We start from the raw sequence: 19,898 nt of genomic DNA, 5'->3' as shown, positions 1-19,898 counted from the left end.
GATAGCCCCGACATGATTCGCGCCGTGATATTCGACCTCGACGGAACTCTCGTCGAAACCGAACCGCTTCATTTGGTGGCGTTCAACGACGCGCTGCGTCCCGACGGAATCGAAATAGTGAGCGACGACTATTTCAAGCGGCTGATCGGCTACGACGATCGCGATTGCTTCACGACCGTGCTGCGCGAACATGGCATCGCACCGAGCGAGGATCGCATCGCCGCGCTGATCGCGCGCAAGACCGCGATCTACCAGGCGATCATCGCCGAGCGCGACGTTCTCTACGACGGTGCGGAACAGTTCGTGCGCGCCAGCGCCGCGCGGTTCCCGTTGATTATCGCGACCGGCACGCTGCGCGTTGAGGCGGAAGCGATCTTGCGCCGCGCGAAGCTGCGCGAATTTTTTCTCGATATCATCGCGGCGGACGACGTCGAGCACGGCAAGCCGGCGCCCGACGGGATGCTGCTGGCGCTCGGCCGGATCGGATTCATGCTCCGCCAGCGCGACCCGGTGATGCCCTACGAATGCCTGGTGATCGAGGACACACCCGCCGGAATCGAGGCGGCGCATCGCGCGGGCATGAAGGTGCTCGCGATCTGCCATACCGCGACGGCGGCGGACCTCGCGAACGCCGACGTGGTGCGTCCGTCGATTCGCGGGCTCGATCTCGACGACATCCTCAGAGCACTCCTCGGAGCATCATAGATGGCGGCGAAGCTGTATCAATTTCTCGGCAGTCCGTTCTGCGCCAAGGTTCGCAAGCTGCTCGAGTTCAAGGGCGTCGATTTCGAGGTGGTGGAAGTTGATTATCTCGAGCGCAAGGAACTGCTGATCGCGTCGGGACAGATGACGGTGCCGGCGGTGACGTTCGCGAGCGGCGAAACGATAGTCGATTCGGCGCGGATCGCGATGCGGCTCGAGGAGATGCATCCGGAGCCGACGATTTTTCCGCCCGGATGGCGCGGACTGCATCTCGCGCTCGCGGATTATATCGATAATCGCCTCGAAGAGTCGGTGTATCCGGCGGCCCTCGCCGACGAACTTAAATACTACGGCAGCCAGGGCGCCGATCGCGCCGCACTTTGGCGCCTGATTCGCGAGCGCAAGTACGGCGCGGGCTTTGTCGAGCGCACGATCGCGGATGAAACCGCGAACTGGAATCGCGCGTGCGCGGCGCTGGCGCCGTTCGAGGAGCAACTCGCGTCGCGGCCGTTCCTGACCGGCAGAATCGGGCTCGCCGACTTCTCGCTATACGGCCAGCTTTATTATTTTGCGTTTACCGGCGAGCTCAAGATTCCCGCCGAGCTGAAGAATCTGATCGGGTTCTTCGGCCGCGTCGAGCGGATCAGCTCGCGCCTCGACCCCGCCGCGTAACGATCGAACGCGGCCGCGTGATGCAGATTACGCGAATTCCGCTATCGCCAGCGTCAGGAAGTTGCCGAACAGCGCACCGCTCGAATCGAGCGCGACGTCGTAGAGCGACGCGCCGCGGCCGGGCACGAGCAATTGATGCCCCTCGTCGGCCATCGCGTAGAAGAGGCAGAGCGCCAGCGCGACATACGGCCGCCGCGCCATCGGACCGCGCACCAGCAGAAAAAAGAGCACTCCGTATTCGGTGAAGTGCGCGGATTTACGCACGAGCAGATGACAAACCGACATCGCAGGACCGCTGATATCGGGCATCAGCCATTGCAGGATCGGATCGATGATGGCGGCGGTTTTATCGGACGAAAACGCCGAGGTGGACAGCATCGAGATGACGATTCCCCACGCCAGCACCGGGAACCAGGTCGCGAGCCATCCGCGCTGCGGCGGATCGGCCGCGGTGCCGAAGCTGGTCGAGCTCACGGGAGTCGCGGATTTCCGAAATCGCGCATGAGTTTCTCGGCAGGGAAAATTGACTTTATCATGAGGGTCGAAAACATGTCAGATTTATCAGTCAGGGCTGCTTCGCGCCAGCGGGCTTCGGAGTCAGCTTGCCGTCGAAGGATGAACGCCGCATGGAAAGTCTGACGATTCATCGAACGCAACCCGCGCCGACGTGCACCGTCGTGATTTTCGGCGCGTCGGGCGACCTCGCCAAGCGCAAACTGATCCCGGCGCTCTACAATCTCGTTCATTGCGGGCAGGGTGCGATGCCGGCCAAGAGCGCGGTGCTCGGTTTCGCGCGCCGTGAACTCAGTCTCGACCAGTTCCACGCGAGCGCGCGCGACTGGACGAATCGATTCTCACGGCTGAAGGTTGAAGAAGGATGCTGGCAAAGTTTTGTCGATGGCCTCGACTATCTTGCGGGTCTCGATCAGCCCGACGGCTTCGACAAGCTGAAGGCGAAGCTCGAATCGATCGAAAAGGCCCGCGGGATACTGGCAAATCGCGTTTACTATTTGTCGATCCCGCCCGACGCGATCCGCGATTCGGTCGCGCGGCTCAAGCAGGCCGGCTTGATCGCGGATCCCAAGGCGAAGAATTTCACCCGCGTGGTGGTCGAAAAGCCGATCGGCCACGACCTCGAAAGCGCGCTCGCAATCAATCGCGCGCTGCTTGAGAATCTCGACGAGTCGCAGATTTTCCGCATCGATCATTACCTCGGCAAGGAGACCGTGCAGAACCTGATGGTGCTGCGCTTCGCGAACAATATTTTTGAGCGCCTGTGGGGTGCGCGCAACGTCGATCATGTGCAAATCACTGTGGCGGAGGCAGAAGGCCTCGGCACGCGCGCGATGTACTACGACGGCGCGGGCGCGCTGCGCGACATGGTGCAGAATCACATCCTGCAGACGCTGTCGCTGCTGGCGATGGAGCCGCCGGTCTCGCTCAACGCGAGCGCGATCCGCGAGGCCAAGCTCAACGTGCTGCAGGCGCTGCGCCCGATTCACGCCGACACTGCGCGGTCGCATACGGTGCGCGCGCGTTACAGCGCCGGCGTCGAGAACGGCAAGCCGGTCGTCGGCTACATGGACGAGCAGAACATCCCCGACAATTCGGACACTGAGACTTTCGTCGCGCTCAAAACTTATATCGACAACTGGCGATGGTCCGGCGTGCCGATCTACATCAGGACCGGCAAGCGGATGCCGAAGCGGGCCAGTTCGATTTTCGTGCAGTTCAAGGACGTGCCGCAGATTCTCTTCAATCGCGAAGCCGCGGTGCCCGCCAACCTGCTGACGATTCGCATCCAGCCCGACGAAGGATTTTCGTTCGACGTGATGGCGAAGCAGCCGGGGCTCGATATCACGCTGCGCCCCGTGCGGATGAATCTCAGCTACGAAAGCACTTTTGGCGGCGGCGTATCGCCCGACGCATACGAGCGGCTGCTGCTCGACGTGATGGACGGCGACCATACGCTCTTTCCGAGCGGGCACTTCGTCGAGAAATCGTGGGAGTTCGTGCAAGGCATCCTGGATTCGTGGACGGATGCGTCGCGAGTGCCGCTCGTCGAGTATCCGGCCGGTAGCTGGGGACCGCAGGCGGCCGAGGATCTGATTCGTGCCGACGGCCGCGCATGGCACGAGCCTTAGGAGAATTTTCTAGATGGCAGACAATCCTTGCTGTCGCGGCTGTGGCATGGCTGACGCTGCTCGGATAACATCCGTTCGCGGCTGATCGGAGATTTTTACGCCTCGTGAGCGCGACCAACTGGATTGAACTGCACGGCCAGTCGCCTCGAAATCCCGATTCCATCAAGGACCGGAGAACTGCTTGGCCGACAACAATAAGGTCGTGATTATCGGCGCTAACGGCACGATGGGCGCCGGCGCAGGATGCGTATTCGCTGGCGCCGGATTCAGCGTCACGTTGCTGGCGCGCTCTAACGACAAGTGCGCCGATGCGCTGGCCGATGTGCAAAATTTAGCCCGCGCCGACGCGATCGCCGAACGGATTTCGCTCGGCACCTACGACCGCGATCTCGCTCGCGCAGTCGGTGAGGCCGGCTTGATCTTCGAATCGCTCGCTGAAGATCTGCCGCTCAAGAAGCAATTCTTCGAACTGGTCGACAAGTATCGCCGCCCGGACGCGATCGTCGCGACGGGTTCCTCGGGACTCTCGATCGGCGCGATGGCGGCCGGCCGCAGCGAATCGTTCCGCCACCATTTTCTCGGTATCCATCTGTTCAATCCGCCGCACGTGATCGTCGGCACCGAAGTGATTCCAAGTCCAGAAACCGACGCCGAGGTGGTGAAGAACTGCGTCGCGATACTCACCAAGCGGCTCGGCCGCAAGGTGATCGTGACGAAGGACCGGCCCGCGTTCGTGGGCAATCGGGTCGGCTTCAAGGTTCTCAACGAAGTCGCGCAATTGGCGACCGAGCATGGCGTCGCATTCATGGATTACCTGATCGGGCCGCATACCGGGCGCGCGATGGCGCCGCTCGCGACGGTCGATCTGGTCGGCTGGGATGTGCATCAGGCGATCGTCGATAACGTGTTCGCCAACACCAACGACGAAGCGCGCGATTGTTTCAAGATGCCCGCGTATATGCATCGCGCGCTCGAGCAGGGATGCCTCGGCGACAAGACTCCCCAGCGCGGCGGCTTCTATCGACGCAGTGGCGCCGAAGTTTTCGTGCTCGATCCAAAGACCGGCAATCACGTCCCGATGGTGAAGCCGGCGCCGATCGAGTTCGTCGAGCAGATGAAGCAGTTTCATCGCGTGGGGCGCTATTCAGACGCGCTCAAAGTGTTCGCCGACGCGAAAACTGCCGACGCCGACCTTTGCCGCCGCGTCGTGCTGGGCTATGTAAGTTACGCGCTGAATCGCGTGGGCGAAGTGGCGGCGACTCCCGCCGACGTGGATACGATCATGTCGTACGGCTTCAATTGGGCGCCGCCGACGGCGATCGTCGATTTGCTCGGCGCGAAGAATACCGTCGCGATGCTCGAGCGGCTCGGCCTGCCGGTGCCGCCAGCACTCGGGCAGGCGGCATCGAGCGACGCTAAACTTTTCGTGGGCGGTGTGCTGCAATATGGCCGCACGTTTGTCGGATAAAAATTGAATGATCGAAAGGAGCGCGCGATGACAAAGCCAGCGCCTGTTTATGTATTGGGTGGAGCGCAAACCGACTTCGCCCGCAATTGGTCCAAGGAAGGCAAGCACTTCGTCGCCATGATGCGCGAGGCGACATTGGCCGCGCTCGAAGCTACGAAGATCGAGCCGCGCGAAATCGAGACCTCGCACGTCGGCAATTTCGCGGCCGAGTTGTACGCCAAGCAGGGGCATGTCGGAGCGTTCTTCATCGAGATCGATCCCGCGTTTTCCGGACTGCCGACCAGCCGTCATGAGGCCGCCTGCGCGTCCGGATCGATCGCGCTGATCGCTGCATCCGCCGAAATCGAAGCGGGCCGCTATGACTTGTCGTGCGTGGTTGGCGTCGAGCAAATGAAGACCGTCGATTCGACCACCGGCGGCGATTATCTCGGCACCGCGGCATGGTACGAGCGCGAGGCGAAGGGAATCGAGTTTCCATTTCCGAAACTCTTTGGCCGGCTGGGCGACGAATACGACAAGCGCTACGGCCTGAAGGACGAGTATCTCGCGCACATCTCGGCGGTCAATTATTCGAATGCCAAGCGCAACCCCAACGCGCAGACCCGCAATTGGTTCATGAGCGAGAGCCACGCGCAGCGCGAGAGCAAGTTCAACACCGTCATCGGCGGACGAATCAAGATTAGCGATTGTTCGCAGGTCACCGACGGCTCGGTCGCAGTGTTCCTCGCGTCGGAAAAATTCGCGAGCGCGTGGGCAAAGCGCAACGGGCTTAAGCTCGAGGAGATTCCGCGCATCCTCGGATGGGGCCATCACACTGCGCCGCTCGAATTCGCCACCAAGGTCGCCGAGAGCAAGGACAATGCTTACGTCTTGCCGCATACACGGCAGGCAATTCTCGACGCGTTCAAGCGCGCCGAGATCAGCTCGCCGCTGGAACTGTCGGGGATCGAGACGCACGACTGCTTCACCACCTCCGAGTACATGGCGATCGATCATTTCGGAATCACGAAGCCCGGCGAATCGTGGAAAGCAATCGAGGAAGGCGTGATCGAGCTGGGCGGCAAGCTGCCGATCAATCCGAGCGGCGGGCTAATCGGCGCGGGCCATCCGGTGGGTGCGACCGGCGTGCGCCAGATGCTCGATTGTCATCGCCAGATCACGCATACGGCCGGCGAGTATCAGGTCGAAGGCGCGAAGAAATTCGCGATGCTCAATATCGGCGGCAGCGGCACCACGAGTTGCGTCTTTGTCGTCGGCAACTGATCGCAAATTTTTTTCAGAAACTGTGAACGGCGGTCTCGGCTGTCGATTAGCGGATTCGCCGTTATTTAACAGTCATTTTTTCGGTAACGTTTCACACGAAACATTCGGGGAAGTCCGAAACCTCACGCAGGTTTCGGACTTCCCGTTGGGATGAGGATGCGCGCTACGCGCTGTTTAGAAGGGAGATAGGTGGGGCGTCAGACTGAGGTGACGTGCGTTTCGCCTTCTACGCGAGACCGAAAAACCTGGGCACGTCTTGAAGGGCAACTGGTCCCTGAAGGTCGTGGATCACGTCGTTGTCAGGCTTCCCCAGAATAAAGCAGGTAAGGAAGTCCGGTCGCCCCTCAAGGGCCGCAAAGAGATCGATGTAGTGGTCCGAAATCACGAACCACTTACCGCGCGGATAAACGATCAAGCTGTTCGACTCCCGCAGTTTCGCCGCTTCGACGAATTGGTGAATTGCTTGCCTGCCAACCGGATGCAGATCGGGTCGGTAGTCGAGATCGAACGGCACGCAAAGGATTAGAGGAATGGCGGCAAAGTAGACGGGCAACTCGCCTTGAAGTGCGGCTTTGGCAAGGCGTGTCCACTCTGGATCAGGCTTCGGCTGAAGTGACGGGTCAATTTCCAAGTCTGAAACCTTCATTCTTGTCATTTTCATTTTGGCTCTGCGCTCCTTGGCGTCCAGGCTTTCTGGGCCGGCCAATTTGAATCAGTCTGTCTGTCCAGGTTTCAGAGACTACGAATTGCCGTGAGTTGTGCGAGGAGACGCCGACTGGTCCCAGTTCGGTACCCGTTAGCACAACTTCGAGCAATTTCTTTCATTCGGCTTCTTCAGCGTATTCGTCGAGCACGGTATCGGAAAGATGAGCCAGATGTTTTTGCTCGGCAAGCTCGCGCAGGCTTTCATAAGACAAATAGGTGCAGGTTTCCGCGAGTGGGCCATGTTCTAGAAGGGAAAATACCGGCCTGCGGATTTCCTGAAACACCTTCTCGCGCTTGGAAGCCGGAGCGACTATGTGCAGCTTGATATCCATGTTTGGCTGCAAGGCGAGAAGATCGGCCATTCGTAGGATTCCAGAATAAACCGAAGTTGTATGCTCAACCTCGAATGCCCGAACTATCGATCGGCCCCGCAGCCAAAGCACGTCAATATTCTCAATTGTGCGGAGAGTGACTTCGTCGTAGCTAAAGGGTAACCGCTCGATGATCGAGTTCATCACGATGGGCGCTTCTCGCTCGACCGCACTTCGATCCGATTTAGGTATCCAGACTTTCAAGCCCATTCGAGAAGCAATTTCAGCGATGAGCGCTTGAACTTTGATCGATTCGCGGACTTCAACATTGGTCGATCGCGGCTCCTCTAACTCCGAATCGCTCGGTACCGAAACCGAAACGATCTTATCGGCTCTCCGTACAGTGTTGGCAAACAGCTTTTGGTATTCGTCCCGATCAACCGGGTACAAGTTGCCGTCATTCTGCTGGCGGATGAGCATCTCCTCAATGAACTTGCCGTCTGCGTCGTCCAGTTGCACTAGGCTCGACCGTATTTTACCGGTCCATGTAGAGACTCCCTTGTCGTGGTTCTTTGTGAATGACAGAACCTGCCAGACTGAATCCTCGTAAATCGGCACAGCCTTTTCGATTTCTAAGAGGACGAGCGGGCGCACCTTGAATCGAAGCATGAAGGGATCGGCTTCTGGATAGGAGGTGGGCGACTCATCCAGGTAGGGACCGCTTACCACCTCAGACAGCCCGAACCAGCGTGAGAGCCTAGTTACGTAGCAGACCAACTTGTCGCCGGGTGAAATCCGGTCGGCAGCGTTCTTTTGACGAACCCGAAATCCCGAGACATCTCGTGCCGACCGCTTCCAGGCCTCATACGTTTCAGGTGAGAAAAGGTTGAGAAAATATCGCATACGCCTCTCGTGTTGGCGTTCTGTGGATTAGCTAACGGTTAGCAGACTTTCAATCGCTCGCATATCTTCCAGATGGTTGGCGCCGCTCCCGAGTACTGGCGCACGCCATCAAAAGTGACCCAAAACCCGAAAACTAGGACAGCGATAAGTTGAGGAAACGCTGGCAGGTGTGGCCCTCTGAACGCGACGAAGGAGGACCCGCGATACACTCAGGCGTGGTCTCTCAGTGATGGCCGATTTGTTATACGTTGCGCCGCCGTTTCCGTCAGCCGCTCTCTGAGAACGACGAATGTCAGGAGTGAGCGTAATGTTCGCGAGGTTGTGAGAATAAAGAGTTGAACAGCGAAACGCCGATGCTTGTATCGGTGCCGGAGTGAAAATTTATGAGCAGAGCGCCGCAGCGTACCATAGATCTGGCTGACTTACTGATACCGGTCCGAAACGAGGTCGTCGGGCTTCTTTTCAATCGATACGTTTTCCGAACGTTGCAGGAGATCGTCCGTCGGAACAAGAGACTCCAAGGTCAGTCGCGCAGAAAATTCTCCGATTGGAGCCAAGTCATATACGGTGTAGCAACCAGTGTCGGCATTCGACGCCTCACGAGCGAGCACTACCAACGGCGTGATATTAGCCTCATAAAAATCCTCGATGACGCGATCCGCGATCCTAGCGACTTGTGGACGGGTTTCGAGAAACACTTTCCAAACGAAGCGGAGAGCGCGATGCTGGAAGCGCGCCAGAGAGGGAGCGCGCCCTTCGAGGCTGATGCCTGCCGACGTCTGCTAGGCGATGACCGCGCTCTGCTTTTTCGCCAGTGTAAGAAAGCGATCGAGTTCGCGAACAAACGAGCCGCTCACAGCAATCTGTCAGCTGACGTCCGCACCAAGTTTCGCGATTTGGATCAAGCGATCGATGCAATCCGTACGATCACTGAGAAGTTCATACTTCTCTTATACGACCAACCTTATGATCTGTTCGCAGAAATGCTGAGCCGCAAAATCCTACCGGGGTGGGATGCGATCTTCCTTGAGCCTTGGGCGACAAGAGAAACGCTGGCGCTGTCTTTGGGCGAGATGGAGCCACCGCTGCATAGTTGATCAATCTTCGACCGAGCATTTGCGTTCGGCTGATTTGTTGAGCGCGGCGCGCGCGCATCGCGGATGCGCTCGGCTTGAGGCCGCCGTTCTCTATTTGGGAGACAGGCGCATCGCGAGCAGCATCGGCCATCCGGCATATTGTGCGGCGCGCGGCAGCTTCGCCGCCTGTGCTTCATCGAACGCGCGCTCGCAGATTTCGTCGAAGGTGAGACCCGCGCGTCTCGCGGCCATCACGTAATCAGAAATCGCGAACTCGTAACTCACCGGATAAATTTTCTGCCCGCTCGCCGGATCGGTGAAGCGCGCGCGCACGCCTCGCAGATGCATCGCGGGATGCACCGTGCTCAGCACGATAAATCCGCCGCGGCGGCATATGCGCCTAAGCTCCGCGAAAAACAAGTCGAGCGACGCGACGTGATCGGCGAGCAGGCACGTGAGCACGCGATCGAAACTGCGGTCGCGGAGCGGCAGCGTCGCGCCGCAATCGGCGATCACGTAGCGCACGCGCTCGATCCCCGGCTTGGCGCGCGCCGCGCTGATCATTCCCTCCGAGAGATCGAGCGCAACGACGTTTGCGCCTGCCGCCACGAGGCGAATTGAATGCCGCCCCGTGCCCGCTCCGACGTCCGCGACATCGAGGCCGCGCACTTCGCCGAGCATCCGCTGCACTTCGGGCGCTTCAAGCGCGATCAGCGGATTGCCATCGATGTCATACACCTCGGCCCAGCGGTCGTAACCCTCGCGCACCCGCACCGCGGGCGGCGAGACAGGTTCTGATGAACGAGCGGAACTCATCGCCGCGATTTTACGACCTGGCTACGTTCAATCCAACCAGAAAATACGGATTGGCTCGCGTTTATCATCAGGGCAGAATCGCGTGATGCCGCGCAGATACTCATTCATACTGGTGACGTTTTCACCGCGAAGCGATTCGGCGGAAACCAGCTCGCAATTTTCACCGACGCCGCCGGGCTGAGCGCAACCGAGATGCAATCGCTGGCGCACGAACTCAATTTCAGCGAATCGACTTTTGTGTCCGCGCCCGAAATCGCAGCCGCGGTTCGCCGAGTGAGAATTTTCACGCCGAGAGTCGAGCTGCCGATGGCGGGGCATCCGACGGTCGGCACGGCGTGGGTGCTCGCGAGCCGCGGCGAGATCGTGCTCGAAGGTCCCAGCACCGTGGCGATACTGCAGCTCGAAATCGGGCCGATCAGCGTCGCGGTGGAAGGCGTTCATCGCCAGCCTGAATTCGTCTGGATGACGCATCGCGAGCCCACATACGGCGCGATTCGCGACGATCGCGCGCGCATCGCGAGTGCGCTCGGTATCGATCCGGCCGACATCCGCGGCGATCTACCGATCCAGATCGTATCGACCGGCGTGCCGTTTCTCTTCGTGCCGATCAAATCGGTCGAGGCGCTCGGGCGATGCGCTCCCAACGGGCCGGCGCTGGCGGCGTTGTTCGATGCGCACGAAGAGAAACTCGCGCTGCATATGTTCGCAATCGGGGATTCGCGCGAGTTTGGTGTGCGCGCGCGGATGTTCGCGCCGCATACAGTCGGAATCGCCGAGGATCCGGCGACCGGCGGCGCGGCGGGTCCATTCGGCGCCTAGGCCGCGATGCATCGATTGATTCCTGCGGCGCCGCGATGCCGATTCGCGATCGATCAGGGAATCGAGATGGGCCGCCCCAGCCGGATCGAAGTCGAAGTGACGCGCACCGGCGATACGATCGGCGTTCGAATCGGCGGACGATGCGCGATCTCCGGCGAAGGCACGATGTATATCTAATCGGGCCCCGCCCGATTAATTAACCGGATGGTTACTTCGCAGGAGCGGCGTTCTTGAGTTCGATCAGGAGCGCGTCCACGCCTTTCGCCCCCGCTTCGATCTCGCGTCCGCCGGCGGGCAACCACGCCGCCTTGCCTATTTTGCGCTCGACTATCACCGACTTGCCGTCGGCGGTCTTGAGCGTCGATTCGTAGTCGATCAGCGGCACAACCACCGCTCCATTCATTTCGTGCAGTTCGACCCTGCCGTTGGGCTCGACCGTGACGTGCAGCACGCGCGCGTGATCGTTCTCCAGCTCTAGCTTGTAGTGCTTCGGATCGGTGGCCGTGGGATCCTGCGCGTGAGCCACTCCGGCGCCGAGCGCCGCGAATCCGAGAAATCCCGCCGTCACCGCCGATGCGATTATTTTCATCTTCACAATTGATTTCCTTTTGAAGTTGCGAGCGCCCACCTGAAATAACACTTGCCGCTGAACAGCACGCATGGACATGATGGTGTGCATCCTCTATTCGAGGCAAACCAAATCCGATGAACGAGCAAGAAGTTCTGGCGGTCGGGCAGGCAGCTCCCGACTTTTCGATTGCCGACTCGGCTGGCGCCACGCGGACCCTTTCCGAACTGGTGTCGGGCGGTCCGTGCGTGCTGATATTTTACCGCGGCCATTGGTGACCGTTTTGCCTCCGCCAGTTGGCGGATTATTCGGCTGAGGCAGATCGATTTCGCAGCGCCGGGGCCGAGGTAGCGGCGATCTCCGTGGACGATGCGGCTCGATCCGCGCCGCTGCGCGAACAACTCGCGCTCAAGTTTCCGCTGCTCTGCGATCCGGATCGCACCGTCGTCAAATCCTATGGAGTGTTGAACACCAAGGAGATGGGTGGAATCGCGTATCCAGCGGTATTCGTGATCGATCGCGATCGCGATCGCGTCATTCGCTTTCGCGCGCTGGAAACGGTCGCGAGGCGCACCGATATAAATCAATTGCTCGAACTGGTGCGCGGCCTCGGCAAGGGGAGCGCTGAATCCGCCTCGCAACCGCGGCAGCATGGCTTGTGGCCCGGCGAGATGTTTTTCCGCGCGACGATGAACGCGATACTTCGCGGTGTCCGCGTGCCGCGTAAGTGATCGTCACGATCGCGAGCCTGTTCAATTTTATCGATCGAGTCGCGGACGCGCTGGGCATCGAGCTCGACGCGATGACCCAGCACATGGCGAGCAGCTCGTCCGAAGGCGAGGCGTTGCGGGACGTCGCGGCGCCAAAACGCTCCCGCGACAAATCAGATTAGCGATCGCCGTGAAAGCCGGCTGCGCGGAATCAGCGCGCTACCACCAGCGGACGCGGCCGGTATCGACGTGCACGAAGCCCGAGCGTGGATAGTAGCCGACGCCTCCGCCTTGCAAGCTCCAAGCTGCGCGCCGTATCTGTGAAAGGCTGCGGCCCTCTACGCAGATATCGATCGCCTTGCCGTCGAGGTGGAGGCTATGCACCGCAACGCCTTCGCTGTTCGCGTGCAGCATCGCGTTGGTGATCGGCGAGCGATAACCGGAAATAATCTGGAACGGATGCGAAGAGCCGATTCGCCGGTGGATGTTGGCCAGCAGATCGAGCAGCGAAGGATCGATCGGCTTGATCTCGTTGGCGCGGAAATCGCGCAGGATATAGTTCACCCGCTCGAGTTGCTCGGGCCGATACTCGCCGTTGACCCAGTAGGTGGTCTTGAGACTCTCGCCAGTGTGCAGATTGTAGAATTTCAGACTTCGCTGACGGAGGCGCACGCGGGTCCGCGCCATCGCGATACCCGGTACGATCAGTTGCGCGGTTGCGAGCGCGCCTAAGGCAAAAAAGCGCCGGCGCGTGATCGCCGTCCTTTCCACGACGGGCCGCCCGACTGGAGTTTTCATTTAGCCGCGCCGGTTGCGATCGAGGCCGAGCTTACCGGCGCTGTCGAGATGTCGCGCGCGATTCCATCCATGTCGTTCACCACCGCCTCCGCCTTAACCCAATCGATCGACTCGCTGATATGATTGGCGCCTGCAAGTGCCCGCACCGCGTCGATACCGCCGGTCCCGCGCCGGTAGATATCGCGTTGACTCTCAAGGAAAACTCGACCGTCGTCAAGTCTCGCGAGCATCAGCGGCAGGTAAACGACCTCGCCCGATTCGCCGAGATCGACTTCATCATACAGCGCCTCGATATCGTCGGGATGCAGCCGGATGCAACCGTGGGTGCGATAGCTGTAGATGCTGAGCGGGCGATTGGTGCCGTGAATCCCGAGCACCGGCAGGCTCAGCCCGATCCAGAATTTGCCGAGCGGATTGTCGGGGCCGGGCTCGACCTCATCGACGACTTCCTTGCCCTCGGCTTCCATTTCATCCTGAATCGACGCGGGCACGCGCCAGGTCGGATCCTCGCGCAGTTGCACGATTTTGAATTTCCCGGTCAGCGTCTGCCACTTCTTCTCGGGTCGTCCGACCGCCGCCGGAAAGGTCCCATCGACCCGGCCGTCCTCGAAGTGAAACACCATCCGCTGCGGCAGATTGATGATGATCCCGTTGGTGATCTCGACCGGCGCCACGTGGCGATTGTCGATATGAATGGTGTCGCCTTCGTTGACCTTGTCTGTCATCAGCCGGCCGTTTTCGCGCGCGAGGAGTTTCGGGCCGATGCCGAAGCGCGAGCCAATCCTGGAAAACGAAGTATGATTGCCGGCGATGAAATCGAACTCGCCGCCGACGACGTTGTGTGCAAGCGGCGCGGGCGTCGCCTTGGGGATCGGAGTTTTGGTCGGCGTGCGCGACGGTGTCGGCGAGCTGGAAGTGGTTGGGGTCGGCGACGAGGTCGGCGTCGCGGTGACGGTCGCGGTCGGACCCGAGCCGAACCAAAGAAAGGCGTCGGCGCTCTTCGCGATCAACGCGATCAAGAGGGAAGCCGCGATCGTTCGGTAAAGCGCGCGCGCCAATCAGGATGCCTTCAGCGATTGGTCCACAAGCTGGATTATGGCGCTTCGTGCGAATTGAGTCGAAATAGAATTGCCGATGCAGTCAATTTACAGGACCAAAGGTAATGAAATGCACGCCCGCTCGGTTTCCGCCGGCTGCCACAATCGTCACGAAGATCAGTCCTGGCTACGCCGTCTGCCTATTTTTGCAATTTCTTGAGTGCCTGCTCGACCCCCGGCATCCGCTTGGGCAGCCCTTTTCCCTGCATCTGCGCCTTCATGAAGCCGCCGAGGCCGAGCACCATGTGATGCGAGTGGGCGTTGCGAATCGCGTTGCTGTAGCCCATCTCGTCCTGCGCGGAATTGATCGCCCATTTGAGCATGCGGAGCGTGAAACGGTCGCTCTCGGCGATTCGATTGGCGAGCGCCATCGTCTCGGCCTCGAGCTCGGCGCGCGGCACCACGATATTCACGAAGCCCAGGCGCGCCGCCTCTTCGGCCGCGACGAAGCGGCTCTGAAAAAGAATTTCCTTGGCCTTGCGCGGCGGCATGTCCCACGGGATCGAGAAGTATTGCAGCAGCGACGGCAGGAACTTGGCGTCGTCGGAGGCGACGACCAGATCCATCGCGGCGGCAAACATCCATCCGCCGAAGATGCAGAGGCCCTGCACCTGCGCGATCGTCGGCTTGTCGAGATCGCGCCACCGGAGCGTGTTGTCGAGGAACAACTGGCGCGAGCGCGCGTACTCGCCGCGCACGCCCTTGGGGAACGGCCGGCGCGCATTGTCCTCCTTGTCCTCGGGCGTGCCGAGATCGTGGCCCGAGCAGAAACTTTCGCCCGCGCCGGCGAGGATGATCACGCGGACATCGTCGTCGGCGTTGGCGTCGAGGAACGCCTGATCCATTTCCTCGAGCATCAGGCGCGATTGCGCGTTTTTGTAGCGCGGACGATTGAGCGTGACCTTCGCGATGCGATCGTGCTTTTCGTAGAGAACCGTCTTTAAGTCCATGGCGCTCCCCGCTGTTGTATGCGATGCGTTCTTCGCTGCGCCGTCTAATCTACCTCAGTCCCACCTCGATCCGGCAACGGGAGATCTCGCCCGAAAAAGGAGGCTCCCTGTAGAGATAAGCTAGCTTAGCCTCTGTTTCTGGATCGTCGTTATCGAGGTCCCAAGAACCGATCGCCGTTGTAGTGGATCAAGTGCTCAGGGAGATCGGCAATCCATACTTCGGTATCCCAAGCGATCTCTCGTACGTGTCTGCGGAAGCTGGCCAAATCCGGAAACGCAGAAACGTAGATTAGACCTGCCGGGCATGCTCGGAATAGTTCCTCTAGCTCAAGCACTCGTTTGTTGGACATTGGTCCATGGGAGGTCACGGCTTCGACCAGAAATATCCAATTTCGCGCTTCGTCAAAAATAATCACGTCGGGCAGTTTGTCATGCTCGGTCACCGGAATGCGCAAGGCGTTGAGGGTCTCCGCATGGTGATAGAGATTCTTTTGCGCTGTATCACCCAGATAGAGCAGCTTGGCGGACTGTACGAACTGCGGCGCGAACTGCTCCACAATCGCTTTCTGCAATTTGTTATGTGCACCTGGTGAGAGTCGAACTGATATCCCGTCTGGAAACGTGATTGGAATCAAGCGCTTTGAGCGTCGGCGTTCGAATAATTCGATAAGAGTCGTTCGGGTGGAAAGAAATCTTGCGATCCATCCCTCGTGCCCTGCCGCTCCGTAGGACCTGATTGCTTCAAGAGCGATTTCAGAGACGGCATAGTGAGCACGCGGGCTGTTAGTTGGAAGCTCGGGCTCGAACGGATTGTAGTTCGCTAGCCCGGCAAGCACGAATTGATGGAGAACCTGACGCCGCACAGTCTCACGAGTATTCGGAGCATAGCTGACGCGGTAATTCCGCGAAATGAAATCCATAATTCCCTTTGTAACTGTGCGAGCCTCGCGGCTTGCGCTCGACCAAGGGTCGTTTACTCTTAAACCGCACAGCGCAAGAAGGGTAAGAGAAGAAATCTGATTTTGCTGAGCCGCAGGAAGGCCGAAGTCTTTAAGGATGGCTCCAGCCTGAGCAATCCTAATGGCCTTTTTCGATGGCGGCATTGATCGCGTCTCTTACTATCTCTTCCAGTTCGTCGCCCACCCGGTTCAACTCTTTGGCTCGATGGCCGATGGCTAGTATGGTTTCGTGCGGGGGTAAAGGCATAGCCCGTAGCTCAGTTGCGCTAACCTGGGTGTTGCCACTTGAAACGCGGAAGTAAGTGTCGAGCAATTCGCTGCATAAGAGGGCTGCCAGGCCATAGGCTTCGCGTTCATCCAATTCTCCGCTCAATCGATATATGTAGTTCAGGTGATTTTCGATACCCAGTAGCGGCGACGCCGCGAAACCTTTGAGCCATGGGGCCGCCACGAGTCGGCGTGCTTCCTCCTTCGCGCTGAATCGACGCAAAAAGACGTAGTTTCGATTGGGAATCAGCAGCGACCGCTCAGAAGCCCTTTTCTCTATGAACTGAGGTTTCCGGGTTCCGTTTGGAAAAGAAATGCGCATCGCATGCACATGATGCATCCATATGAGTGGAGCGTACCTATTGGCTGGACAACCTGTGTCATCTAGCAGCTCTGCGGCTCGAAACGGAACCACCGGGCCCGTTGAAATTTCCATTCCGTACTCGTGAAGAGAGCCCGTCCACGAGTCAACCAACTCGACCGCTTCATCTTCTTTCCGCTGGAGAGGAAGCCTAAGAACCTTGCTGCTGGTAGCCATGGACAAGGCTCTATCGAGGGGCAAGTTGCGTTCTCTCACCTTATCGAGGTCCGAGATACCTCCGGTACTGGATACACACAGCATGAATCTCTCGTTACTCTGCGGCCATCGCCGATCTCGAACGCCCTTGAATATGATATTTTCTTGCAAAACTGCATCGCGGCCGAAAGCGTCGCGCCGGGACCCAAATATGTGAACTCGAACGGGCCGAACTTTCCCGAAGAAACTCTCTCTGAAAGACCGGAAGTACGGGCCGGAAGCGAAACTCCTGGGCACGATAAACAGCAACTCGCCGCCGTCTTTCAAGAGTTCCGCGCCCGCCGCCATAAAAAGCGTGTAGATGTTCGGTTGATCTCGAATCACTGTGCTCTGATTTTGTTGGCGGCCAGGAACTTTTGAGAGCTTGAAGTACGGCGGATTTGCAATGACTAAATCGAATGGGTTTATCGCAGGAGTTTGGAACAACCGGCGATTGGTCCCGAGAAGTTCGGAATGGGCGAGAACGAAATCATTCTTTTCAATGAGTACCCGGATTTGAACGTGTCGTTCACTCGCCCAGCGTCTGAGATTATCGAGGGCGTCTGTGAGCGCAACTTGCAGGTTCGGATCGGTTTCGTAAGCTGTTATTTCGGCTTCGCGAAACGACTTACAAGTTGAGACCAATCGTTCGACCGCGGCACACAGCAATGTCCCTGATCCGGCTGCCGGATCAAGGATGCGGACGACGCCTCCACTGAAGCTGATTTGTGCGGCAATGAAGTCAGCGACCGACACGGGGGTGAGGTAGATTCCGCCTTCCTTTCGTTCCATCGCCGTTTTCCTTGCGACGGCGCCCGCGCCAACGACATCGGCGTAGTCGGTGGGCCGACCAGACTCGCTCGATCGATGTTTAGTTTCCGTCACTCCCTCTTAGATCTCCAGCGTGTACAGTATGGGTCGCTCCCGATAATCGTTTCAATCAAAGCAAATCCCGAGAATCACGCTTCAGCAAGCCAGAGCATTGCACCTTCACGTGTATAAAAATCGCGCTTGATTGGGATTTGCCGCGCGGGATACTTTTCTTCCACATCTTGAGGGTGGTGAATCAACTATGGCGCTGTGGAAACCCGATCAGACCTTTTACCCGTCGGCGCGGATGGCGATGCAGGCGCCGCGCGAGAAACTCGGCTATGTGGTGACTTTCAACCCGACGCCCGCCAACGGACGCCACGACGCTTTGTGCGTGCTCGACCTCGATCCCGAATCGAAGACTTACGCGCAAGTCGTTGGGCGCGTTGAGGTTCCAGGGGTCGGCGACGAGTTGCATCATTTCGGATGGAACGCCTGCAGCGCGGCGCTGTGCCCGTACGCACCGCATCCGCATATCGAGCGCCGCTATCTGCTGGTGCCCGGCCTGCGCTCTTCGCGCATCTACATTTTCGACACCAAGCCCGATGCGCGAAATCCGAAAATCGTGAAGATCATCGAGCCGGAGGAAATCGCGTCGCGCACCGGATACAGCCGGCCGCATACGATTCATTGCGGCCCGGACGCGATTTACGTGAGCGCGCTGGGTGCGCCGAACGGCGACGGCCCTGGCGGAATTTTCCTGCTCGATCATGAGAGCTTCGACGTGCTCGGCCGCTGGGAAGTGGATCGCGGGCCGCAATACCTCGGCTACGATTTCTGGTGGCATCTCGGCTACGACGTCGCGGTCACCAGCGAATGGGGCACGCCGAACATGATCGAGAACGGCGTCGTTCCGGAGTTGCTGCTGAGCAACAAGTACGGGCATTCGATCCATATCTGGGATCTTAAGAAACGGCGGCATCTGCAAACGCTCGATCTGGGGGCGGAGCAGCAGATGGCGCTCGAGTTGCGGCCGTCGCACGACCCGACCAAGACCTTCGGCTTTGTCGGCGTCGTCGTATCGACCAAGGATCTGACGGCGTCGATCTGGCTGTGGCATCGCGAAGGAGATGATTGGAAGGTTCAGAAAGTGATCGAGATTCCGCCCGAACCCGCGGACGAAAGCGTGCTGCCGCCGGCGCTCAAGCCGTTCAAGGCGGTGCCGCCGCTGATCACGGATCTCAATCTCAGCCTCGACGACAAGTTTCTGTACGTCGCGTGTTTCGGCACGGGAGATTTGAAACAGTTCGACGTGAGCGATCCGTTTCATCCGAAGCAGACCGGCTCGATTCGGCTCGGCGGAATCGTCGCGCACGCATCGCATCCGAGCGGCGCGGGTCCACTGAATGGCGCGCCCCAGATGCTCGAACTCAGCCGCGACGGGCGGCGGATCTTCGTATCGAACTCGCTCTACAACGCGTGGGACGCGCAATTTTATCCCGAGGGGATTCGCGGATGGATCGCCAAGATCGATTGCGACCCGGCGGGCGGGATGGCGGTCGATCCGAAATTCTTCACGACCTTTGAAGGCGTGCGCGCGCATCAGATTCGGCTCGAAGGCGGCGATTCTTCGTCCGATTCGTTCTGCTATCCGTGACCGCGGCGTGGCCGTGGATCGCAGTCGCGGCGCTCGGCGCCTATCACGGCGTCGATCCGTCGATGGGCTGGCTGTTCGCGGTCGCGCTGGGATTGCAGGAGCGGCGGCGCGCGAAAGTCTTGTGGTCGCTGGCGCCAATCGCGGTCGGGCACCTGCTATCGATTGGCGTGGTGGTCGCGCTCATCGGCGGGTTGCGGCTCTTCGTAGCGATCGAATGGCTACGCCCGATCGGCGCGGGCGCACTAATCCTGTTCGGGCTGTTTCGCTTCATCTGGCCGCGGGCGCATCCGCGCTGGGTTGCGATGCGCGTGAACGCCTTCGAGCTGACGCTCTGGTCGTTTCTGATGGCGTCGGCGCACGGCGCCGGCCTGATGCTGTTTCCGATCCTGCTCCGGATGGCGCCCGAGGGCGAGCACGCGGGCCATGCGATGGCGATGGCGCAAGCGGCGCACACGATGACGCAGGCAGTCGCGGTGATGCTGCTGCATACGGGCGCGATGATGCTCACAATGGGCGCGATCGCGATCGTGGTTTATGATTACGTCGGGCTCGCGATTCTGCGCAGCGCGTGGATCAATCTCGACATGATTTGGGCGGGCGCGCTGGTCGCCGCCGGCATCATCTCGCTGGTCTTCTGACGCGCGCTT

The 19,898-nt window shown here is 59.6% G+C and carries 22 protein-coding genes and 1 pseudogene; 13 read left to right on the top strand and 10 right to left on the bottom strand.

Annotated features, from left to right (window positions below; genetic code table 11):
• Nucleotides 1–12: 12 nt before the first annotated feature.
• Together Q7S58_RS18600 and Q7S58_RS18595 are read left to right on the top strand one after the other, a co-directional pair.
• Entirely contained in the window at nt 13–705 is a 693-nt protein-coding gene (locus Q7S58_RS18600) for an HAD family phosphatase (protein ID WP_304829491.1), read from the top strand.
• Nucleotides 706–1,374 carry a glutathione S-transferase family protein gene (locus Q7S58_RS18595; RefSeq protein WP_304829488.1) on the top strand — a complete coding sequence of 223 codons (669 nt, stop codon included), beginning with the start codon at nt 706–708 and terminating at the stop codon, nt 1,372–1,374.
• Between the two features lie 27 nt (nt 1,375–1,401).
• On the opposite strand, the gene Q7S58_RS18590 is transcribed toward Q7S58_RS18595, so the two are convergent.
• Nucleotides 1,402–1,848 carry a VanZ family protein gene (locus Q7S58_RS18590; protein ID WP_304829485.1) on the bottom strand — a complete coding sequence of 149 codons (447 nt, stop codon included), beginning with the start codon at nt 1,846–1,848 and terminating at the stop codon, nt 1,402–1,404.
• A gap of 152 nt (nt 1,849–2,000) precedes the next feature.
• On the opposite strand from Q7S58_RS18590, the gene zwf reads away from it, so the two are divergent.
• The 3 genes from zwf (at nt 2,001) to Q7S58_RS18575 (ending at nt 6,249) form a co-directional block, all read left to right on the top strand.
• On the top strand, nt 2,001–3,518 hold the full coding sequence (zwf, locus tag Q7S58_RS18585) for a glucose-6-phosphate dehydrogenase (protein ID WP_304829482.1): 1,518 nt from the start codon (nt 2,001–2,003) through the stop codon (nt 3,516–3,518).
• Between the two features lie 181 nt (nt 3,519–3,699).
• On the top strand, nt 3,700–4,986 hold the full coding sequence (locus tag Q7S58_RS18580; RefSeq protein WP_304829479.1) for a 3-hydroxyacyl-CoA dehydrogenase: 1,287 nt from the start codon (nt 3,700–3,702) through the stop codon (nt 4,984–4,986).
• Between the two features lie 27 nt (nt 4,987–5,013).
• A complete protein-coding gene (locus tag Q7S58_RS18575) occupies nt 5,014–6,249 on the top strand; it encodes an acetyl-CoA acetyltransferase (RefSeq protein WP_304829477.1) in 1,236 nt (411 codons plus the stop codon).
• 226 nt (nt 6,250–6,475) lie between these two features.
• Here the strand turns inward: Q7S58_RS18575 and Q7S58_RS18570 are convergent, their stop codons facing one another.
• Together Q7S58_RS18570 and Q7S58_RS18565 are read right to left on the bottom strand one after the other, a co-directional pair.
• Entirely contained in the window at nt 6,476–6,955 is a 480-nt protein-coding gene (locus Q7S58_RS18570; protein WP_304829474.1) for a hypothetical protein, read from the bottom strand.
• Nucleotides 6,956–7,070: 115 nt separating this feature from the next.
• Nucleotides 7,071–8,168 carry an EVE domain-containing protein gene (locus tag Q7S58_RS18565; protein WP_304829471.1) on the bottom strand — a complete coding sequence of 366 codons (1,098 nt, stop codon included), beginning with the start codon at nt 8,166–8,168 and terminating at the stop codon, nt 7,071–7,073.
• Nucleotides 8,169–8,551: 383 nt separating this feature from the next.
• On the opposite strand from Q7S58_RS18565, the gene Q7S58_RS18560 reads away from it, so the two are divergent.
• Nucleotides 8,552–9,265: a hypothetical protein gene (locus tag Q7S58_RS18560; RefSeq protein ID WP_304829468.1), complete on the top strand. Its 714-nt coding sequence runs from the start codon at nt 8,552–8,554 to the stop codon at nt 9,263–9,265.
• Nucleotides 9,266–9,355: 90 nt separating this feature from the next.
• Here Q7S58_RS18560 and Q7S58_RS18555 read toward each other — a convergent pair whose 3' ends face one another.
• Nucleotides 9,356–10,060: a class I SAM-dependent methyltransferase gene (locus tag Q7S58_RS18555; protein WP_304829465.1), complete on the bottom strand. Its 705-nt coding sequence runs from the start codon at nt 10,058–10,060 to the stop codon at nt 9,356–9,358.
• 30 nt (nt 10,061–10,090) lie between these two features.
• Here Q7S58_RS18555 and Q7S58_RS18550 point away from each other — a divergent pair, with 30 nt between their 5' ends.
• Both Q7S58_RS18550 and Q7S58_RS18545 read left to right on the top strand, forming a co-directional pair.
• Nucleotides 10,091–10,879: a PhzF family phenazine biosynthesis protein gene (locus Q7S58_RS18550; protein WP_370655550.1), complete on the top strand. Its 789-nt coding sequence runs from the start codon at nt 10,091–10,093 to the stop codon at nt 10,877–10,879.
• Between the two features lie 6 nt (nt 10,880–10,885).
• On the top strand, nt 10,886–11,056 hold the full coding sequence (locus tag Q7S58_RS18545; protein WP_304829462.1) for a hypothetical protein: 171 nt from the start codon (nt 10,886–10,888) through the stop codon (nt 11,054–11,056).
• A gap of 31 nt (nt 11,057–11,087) precedes the next feature.
• On the opposite strand, the gene Q7S58_RS18540 is transcribed toward Q7S58_RS18545, so the two are convergent.
• On the bottom strand, nt 11,088–11,474 hold the full coding sequence (locus Q7S58_RS18540; protein WP_304829459.1) for a hypothetical protein: 387 nt from the start codon (nt 11,472–11,474) through the stop codon (nt 11,088–11,090).
• 110 nt (nt 11,475–11,584) lie between these two features.
• Here Q7S58_RS18540 and Q7S58_RS22325 point away from each other — a divergent pair, with 110 nt between their 5' ends.
• The 3 genes and pseudogenes from Q7S58_RS22325 (at nt 11,585) to Q7S58_RS18530 (ending at nt 12,339) form a co-directional block, all read left to right on the top strand.
• Complete coding sequence (locus Q7S58_RS22325; protein ID WP_370655545.1) at nt 11,585–11,725, top strand: redoxin domain-containing protein; 141 nt, start codon at nt 11,585–11,587, stop codon at nt 11,723–11,725.
• Between the two features lie 12 nt (nt 11,726–11,737).
• Nucleotides 11,738–12,178, top strand: a pseudogene (locus Q7S58_RS18535) (peroxiredoxin family protein); the annotation flags it as partial.
• Nucleotides 12,175–12,339 carry a hypothetical protein gene (locus tag Q7S58_RS18530; protein ID WP_304829453.1) on the top strand — a complete coding sequence of 55 codons (165 nt, stop codon included), beginning with the start codon at nt 12,175–12,177 and terminating at the stop codon, nt 12,337–12,339. The pseudogene Q7S58_RS18535 and the gene Q7S58_RS18530, both read left to right, overlap by 4 nt.
• Nucleotides 12,340–12,376: 37 nt before the next feature.
• On the opposite strand, the gene Q7S58_RS18525 is transcribed toward Q7S58_RS18530, so the two are convergent.
• From Q7S58_RS18525 to Q7S58_RS18505, 5 genes are all read right to left on the bottom strand, one after another.
• On the bottom strand, nt 12,377–12,955 hold the full coding sequence (locus Q7S58_RS18525) for a DUF882 domain-containing protein (RefSeq protein ID WP_304829449.1): 579 nt from the start codon (nt 12,953–12,955) through the stop codon (nt 12,377–12,379).
• Nucleotides 12,952–14,013, bottom strand: coding sequence for a L,D-transpeptidase (locus Q7S58_RS18520; protein WP_304829446.1), 1,062 nt, complete (start codon nt 14,011–14,013; stop codon nt 12,952–12,954). Before Q7S58_RS18520 ends, Q7S58_RS18525 begins: the two co-directional genes overlap by 4 nt.
• A 179-nt stretch (nt 14,014–14,192) precedes the next feature.
• Nucleotides 14,193–15,002: an enoyl-CoA hydratase-related protein gene (locus Q7S58_RS18515; RefSeq protein ID WP_304829443.1), complete on the bottom strand. Its 810-nt coding sequence runs from the start codon at nt 15,000–15,002 to the stop codon at nt 14,193–14,195.
• A gap of 149 nt (nt 15,003–15,151) precedes the next feature.
• Nucleotides 15,152–16,105 (bottom strand): BsuBI/PstI family type II restriction endonuclease, encoded by a 954-nt coding sequence (locus tag Q7S58_RS18510; RefSeq protein ID WP_304829440.1) that lies wholly within the window; start codon nt 16,103–16,105, stop codon nt 15,152–15,154.
• Nucleotides 16,080–17,576: an Eco57I restriction-modification methylase domain-containing protein gene (locus Q7S58_RS18505; protein WP_304829437.1), complete on the bottom strand. Its 1,497-nt coding sequence runs from the start codon at nt 17,574–17,576 to the stop codon at nt 16,080–16,082. The genes Q7S58_RS18510 and Q7S58_RS18505 overlap by 26 nt, the downstream gene beginning before the upstream one ends.
• A gap of 280 nt (nt 17,577–17,856) precedes the next feature.
• Here Q7S58_RS18505 and Q7S58_RS18500 point away from each other — a divergent pair, with 280 nt between their 5' ends.
• Nucleotides 17,857–19,251 carry a selenium-binding family protein gene (locus tag Q7S58_RS18500; RefSeq protein ID WP_304829434.1) on the top strand — a complete coding sequence of 465 codons (1,395 nt, stop codon included), beginning with the start codon at nt 17,857–17,859 and terminating at the stop codon, nt 19,249–19,251.
• Nucleotides 19,248–19,889, top strand: coding sequence for a hypothetical protein (locus tag Q7S58_RS18495; RefSeq protein WP_304829431.1), 642 nt, complete (start codon nt 19,248–19,250; stop codon nt 19,887–19,889). Before Q7S58_RS18500 ends, Q7S58_RS18495 begins: the two co-directional genes overlap by 4 nt.
• The last annotated feature ends 9 nt before the right edge of the window (nt 19,890–19,898 follow it).

The sequence above is a fragment of the Candidatus Binatus sp. genome (genome assembly GCF_030646925.1).
Classification (GTDB): Bacteria; Desulfobacterota; Binatia; order Binatales; family Binataceae; genus Binatus.
This window is presented reverse-complemented; position numbering and strand designations above follow the sequence as displayed.

What these genes read in the sequence shown, in the direction of transcription:
- Q7S58_RS18600 (WP_304829491.1), top strand. Translation starts at nt 13, where the DNA reads ATGATTCGCGCCGTGATATTCGACCTCGACGGAACTCTCGTCGAAACC.
- Q7S58_RS18595 (WP_304829488.1), top strand. Translation starts at nt 706, where the DNA reads ATGGCGGCGAAGCTGTATCAATTTCTCGGCAGTCCGTTCTGCGCCAAG.
- zwf (WP_304829482.1), top strand. Translation starts at nt 2,001, where the DNA reads ATGGAAAGTCTGACGATTCATCGAACGCAACCCGCGCCGACGTGCACC.
- Q7S58_RS18575 (WP_304829477.1), top strand. Translation starts at nt 5,014, where the DNA reads ATGACAAAGCCAGCGCCTGTTTATGTATTGGGTGGAGCGCAAACCGAC.
- Q7S58_RS18565 (WP_304829471.1), bottom strand. Translation starts at nt 8,168, where the DNA reads ATGCGATATTTTCTCAACCTTTTCTCACCTGAAACGTATGAGGCCTGG.
- Q7S58_RS18560 (WP_304829468.1), top strand. Translation starts at nt 8,552, where the DNA reads ATGAGCAGAGCGCCGCAGCGTACCATAGATCTGGCTGACTTACTGATA.
- Q7S58_RS18555 (WP_304829465.1), bottom strand. Translation starts at nt 10,060, where the DNA reads ATGAGTTCCGCTCGTTCATCAGAACCTGTCTCGCCGCCCGCGGTGCGG.
- Q7S58_RS18545 (WP_304829462.1), top strand. Translation starts at nt 10,886, where the DNA reads ATGCATCGATTGATTCCTGCGGCGCCGCGATGCCGATTCGCGATCGAT.
- Q7S58_RS22325 (WP_370655545.1), top strand. Translation starts at nt 11,585, where the DNA reads ATGAACGAGCAAGAAGTTCTGGCGGTCGGGCAGGCAGCTCCCGACTTT.
- Q7S58_RS18525 (WP_304829449.1), bottom strand. Translation starts at nt 12,955, where the DNA reads ATGAAAACTCCAGTCGGGCGGCCCGTCGTGGAAAGGACGGCGATCACG.
- Q7S58_RS18515 (WP_304829443.1), bottom strand. Translation starts at nt 15,002, where the DNA reads ATGGACTTAAAGACGGTTCTCTACGAAAAGCACGATCGCATCGCGAAG.
- Q7S58_RS18510 (WP_304829440.1), bottom strand. Translation starts at nt 16,105, where the DNA reads ATGCCGCCATCGAAAAAGGCCATTAGGATTGCTCAGGCTGGAGCCATC.
- Q7S58_RS18505 (WP_304829437.1), bottom strand. Translation starts at nt 17,576, where the DNA reads ATGGAACGAAAGGAAGGCGGAATCTACCTCACCCCCGTGTCGGTCGCT.
- Q7S58_RS18500 (WP_304829434.1), top strand. Translation starts at nt 17,857, where the DNA reads ATGGCGCTGTGGAAACCCGATCAGACCTTTTACCCGTCGGCGCGGATG.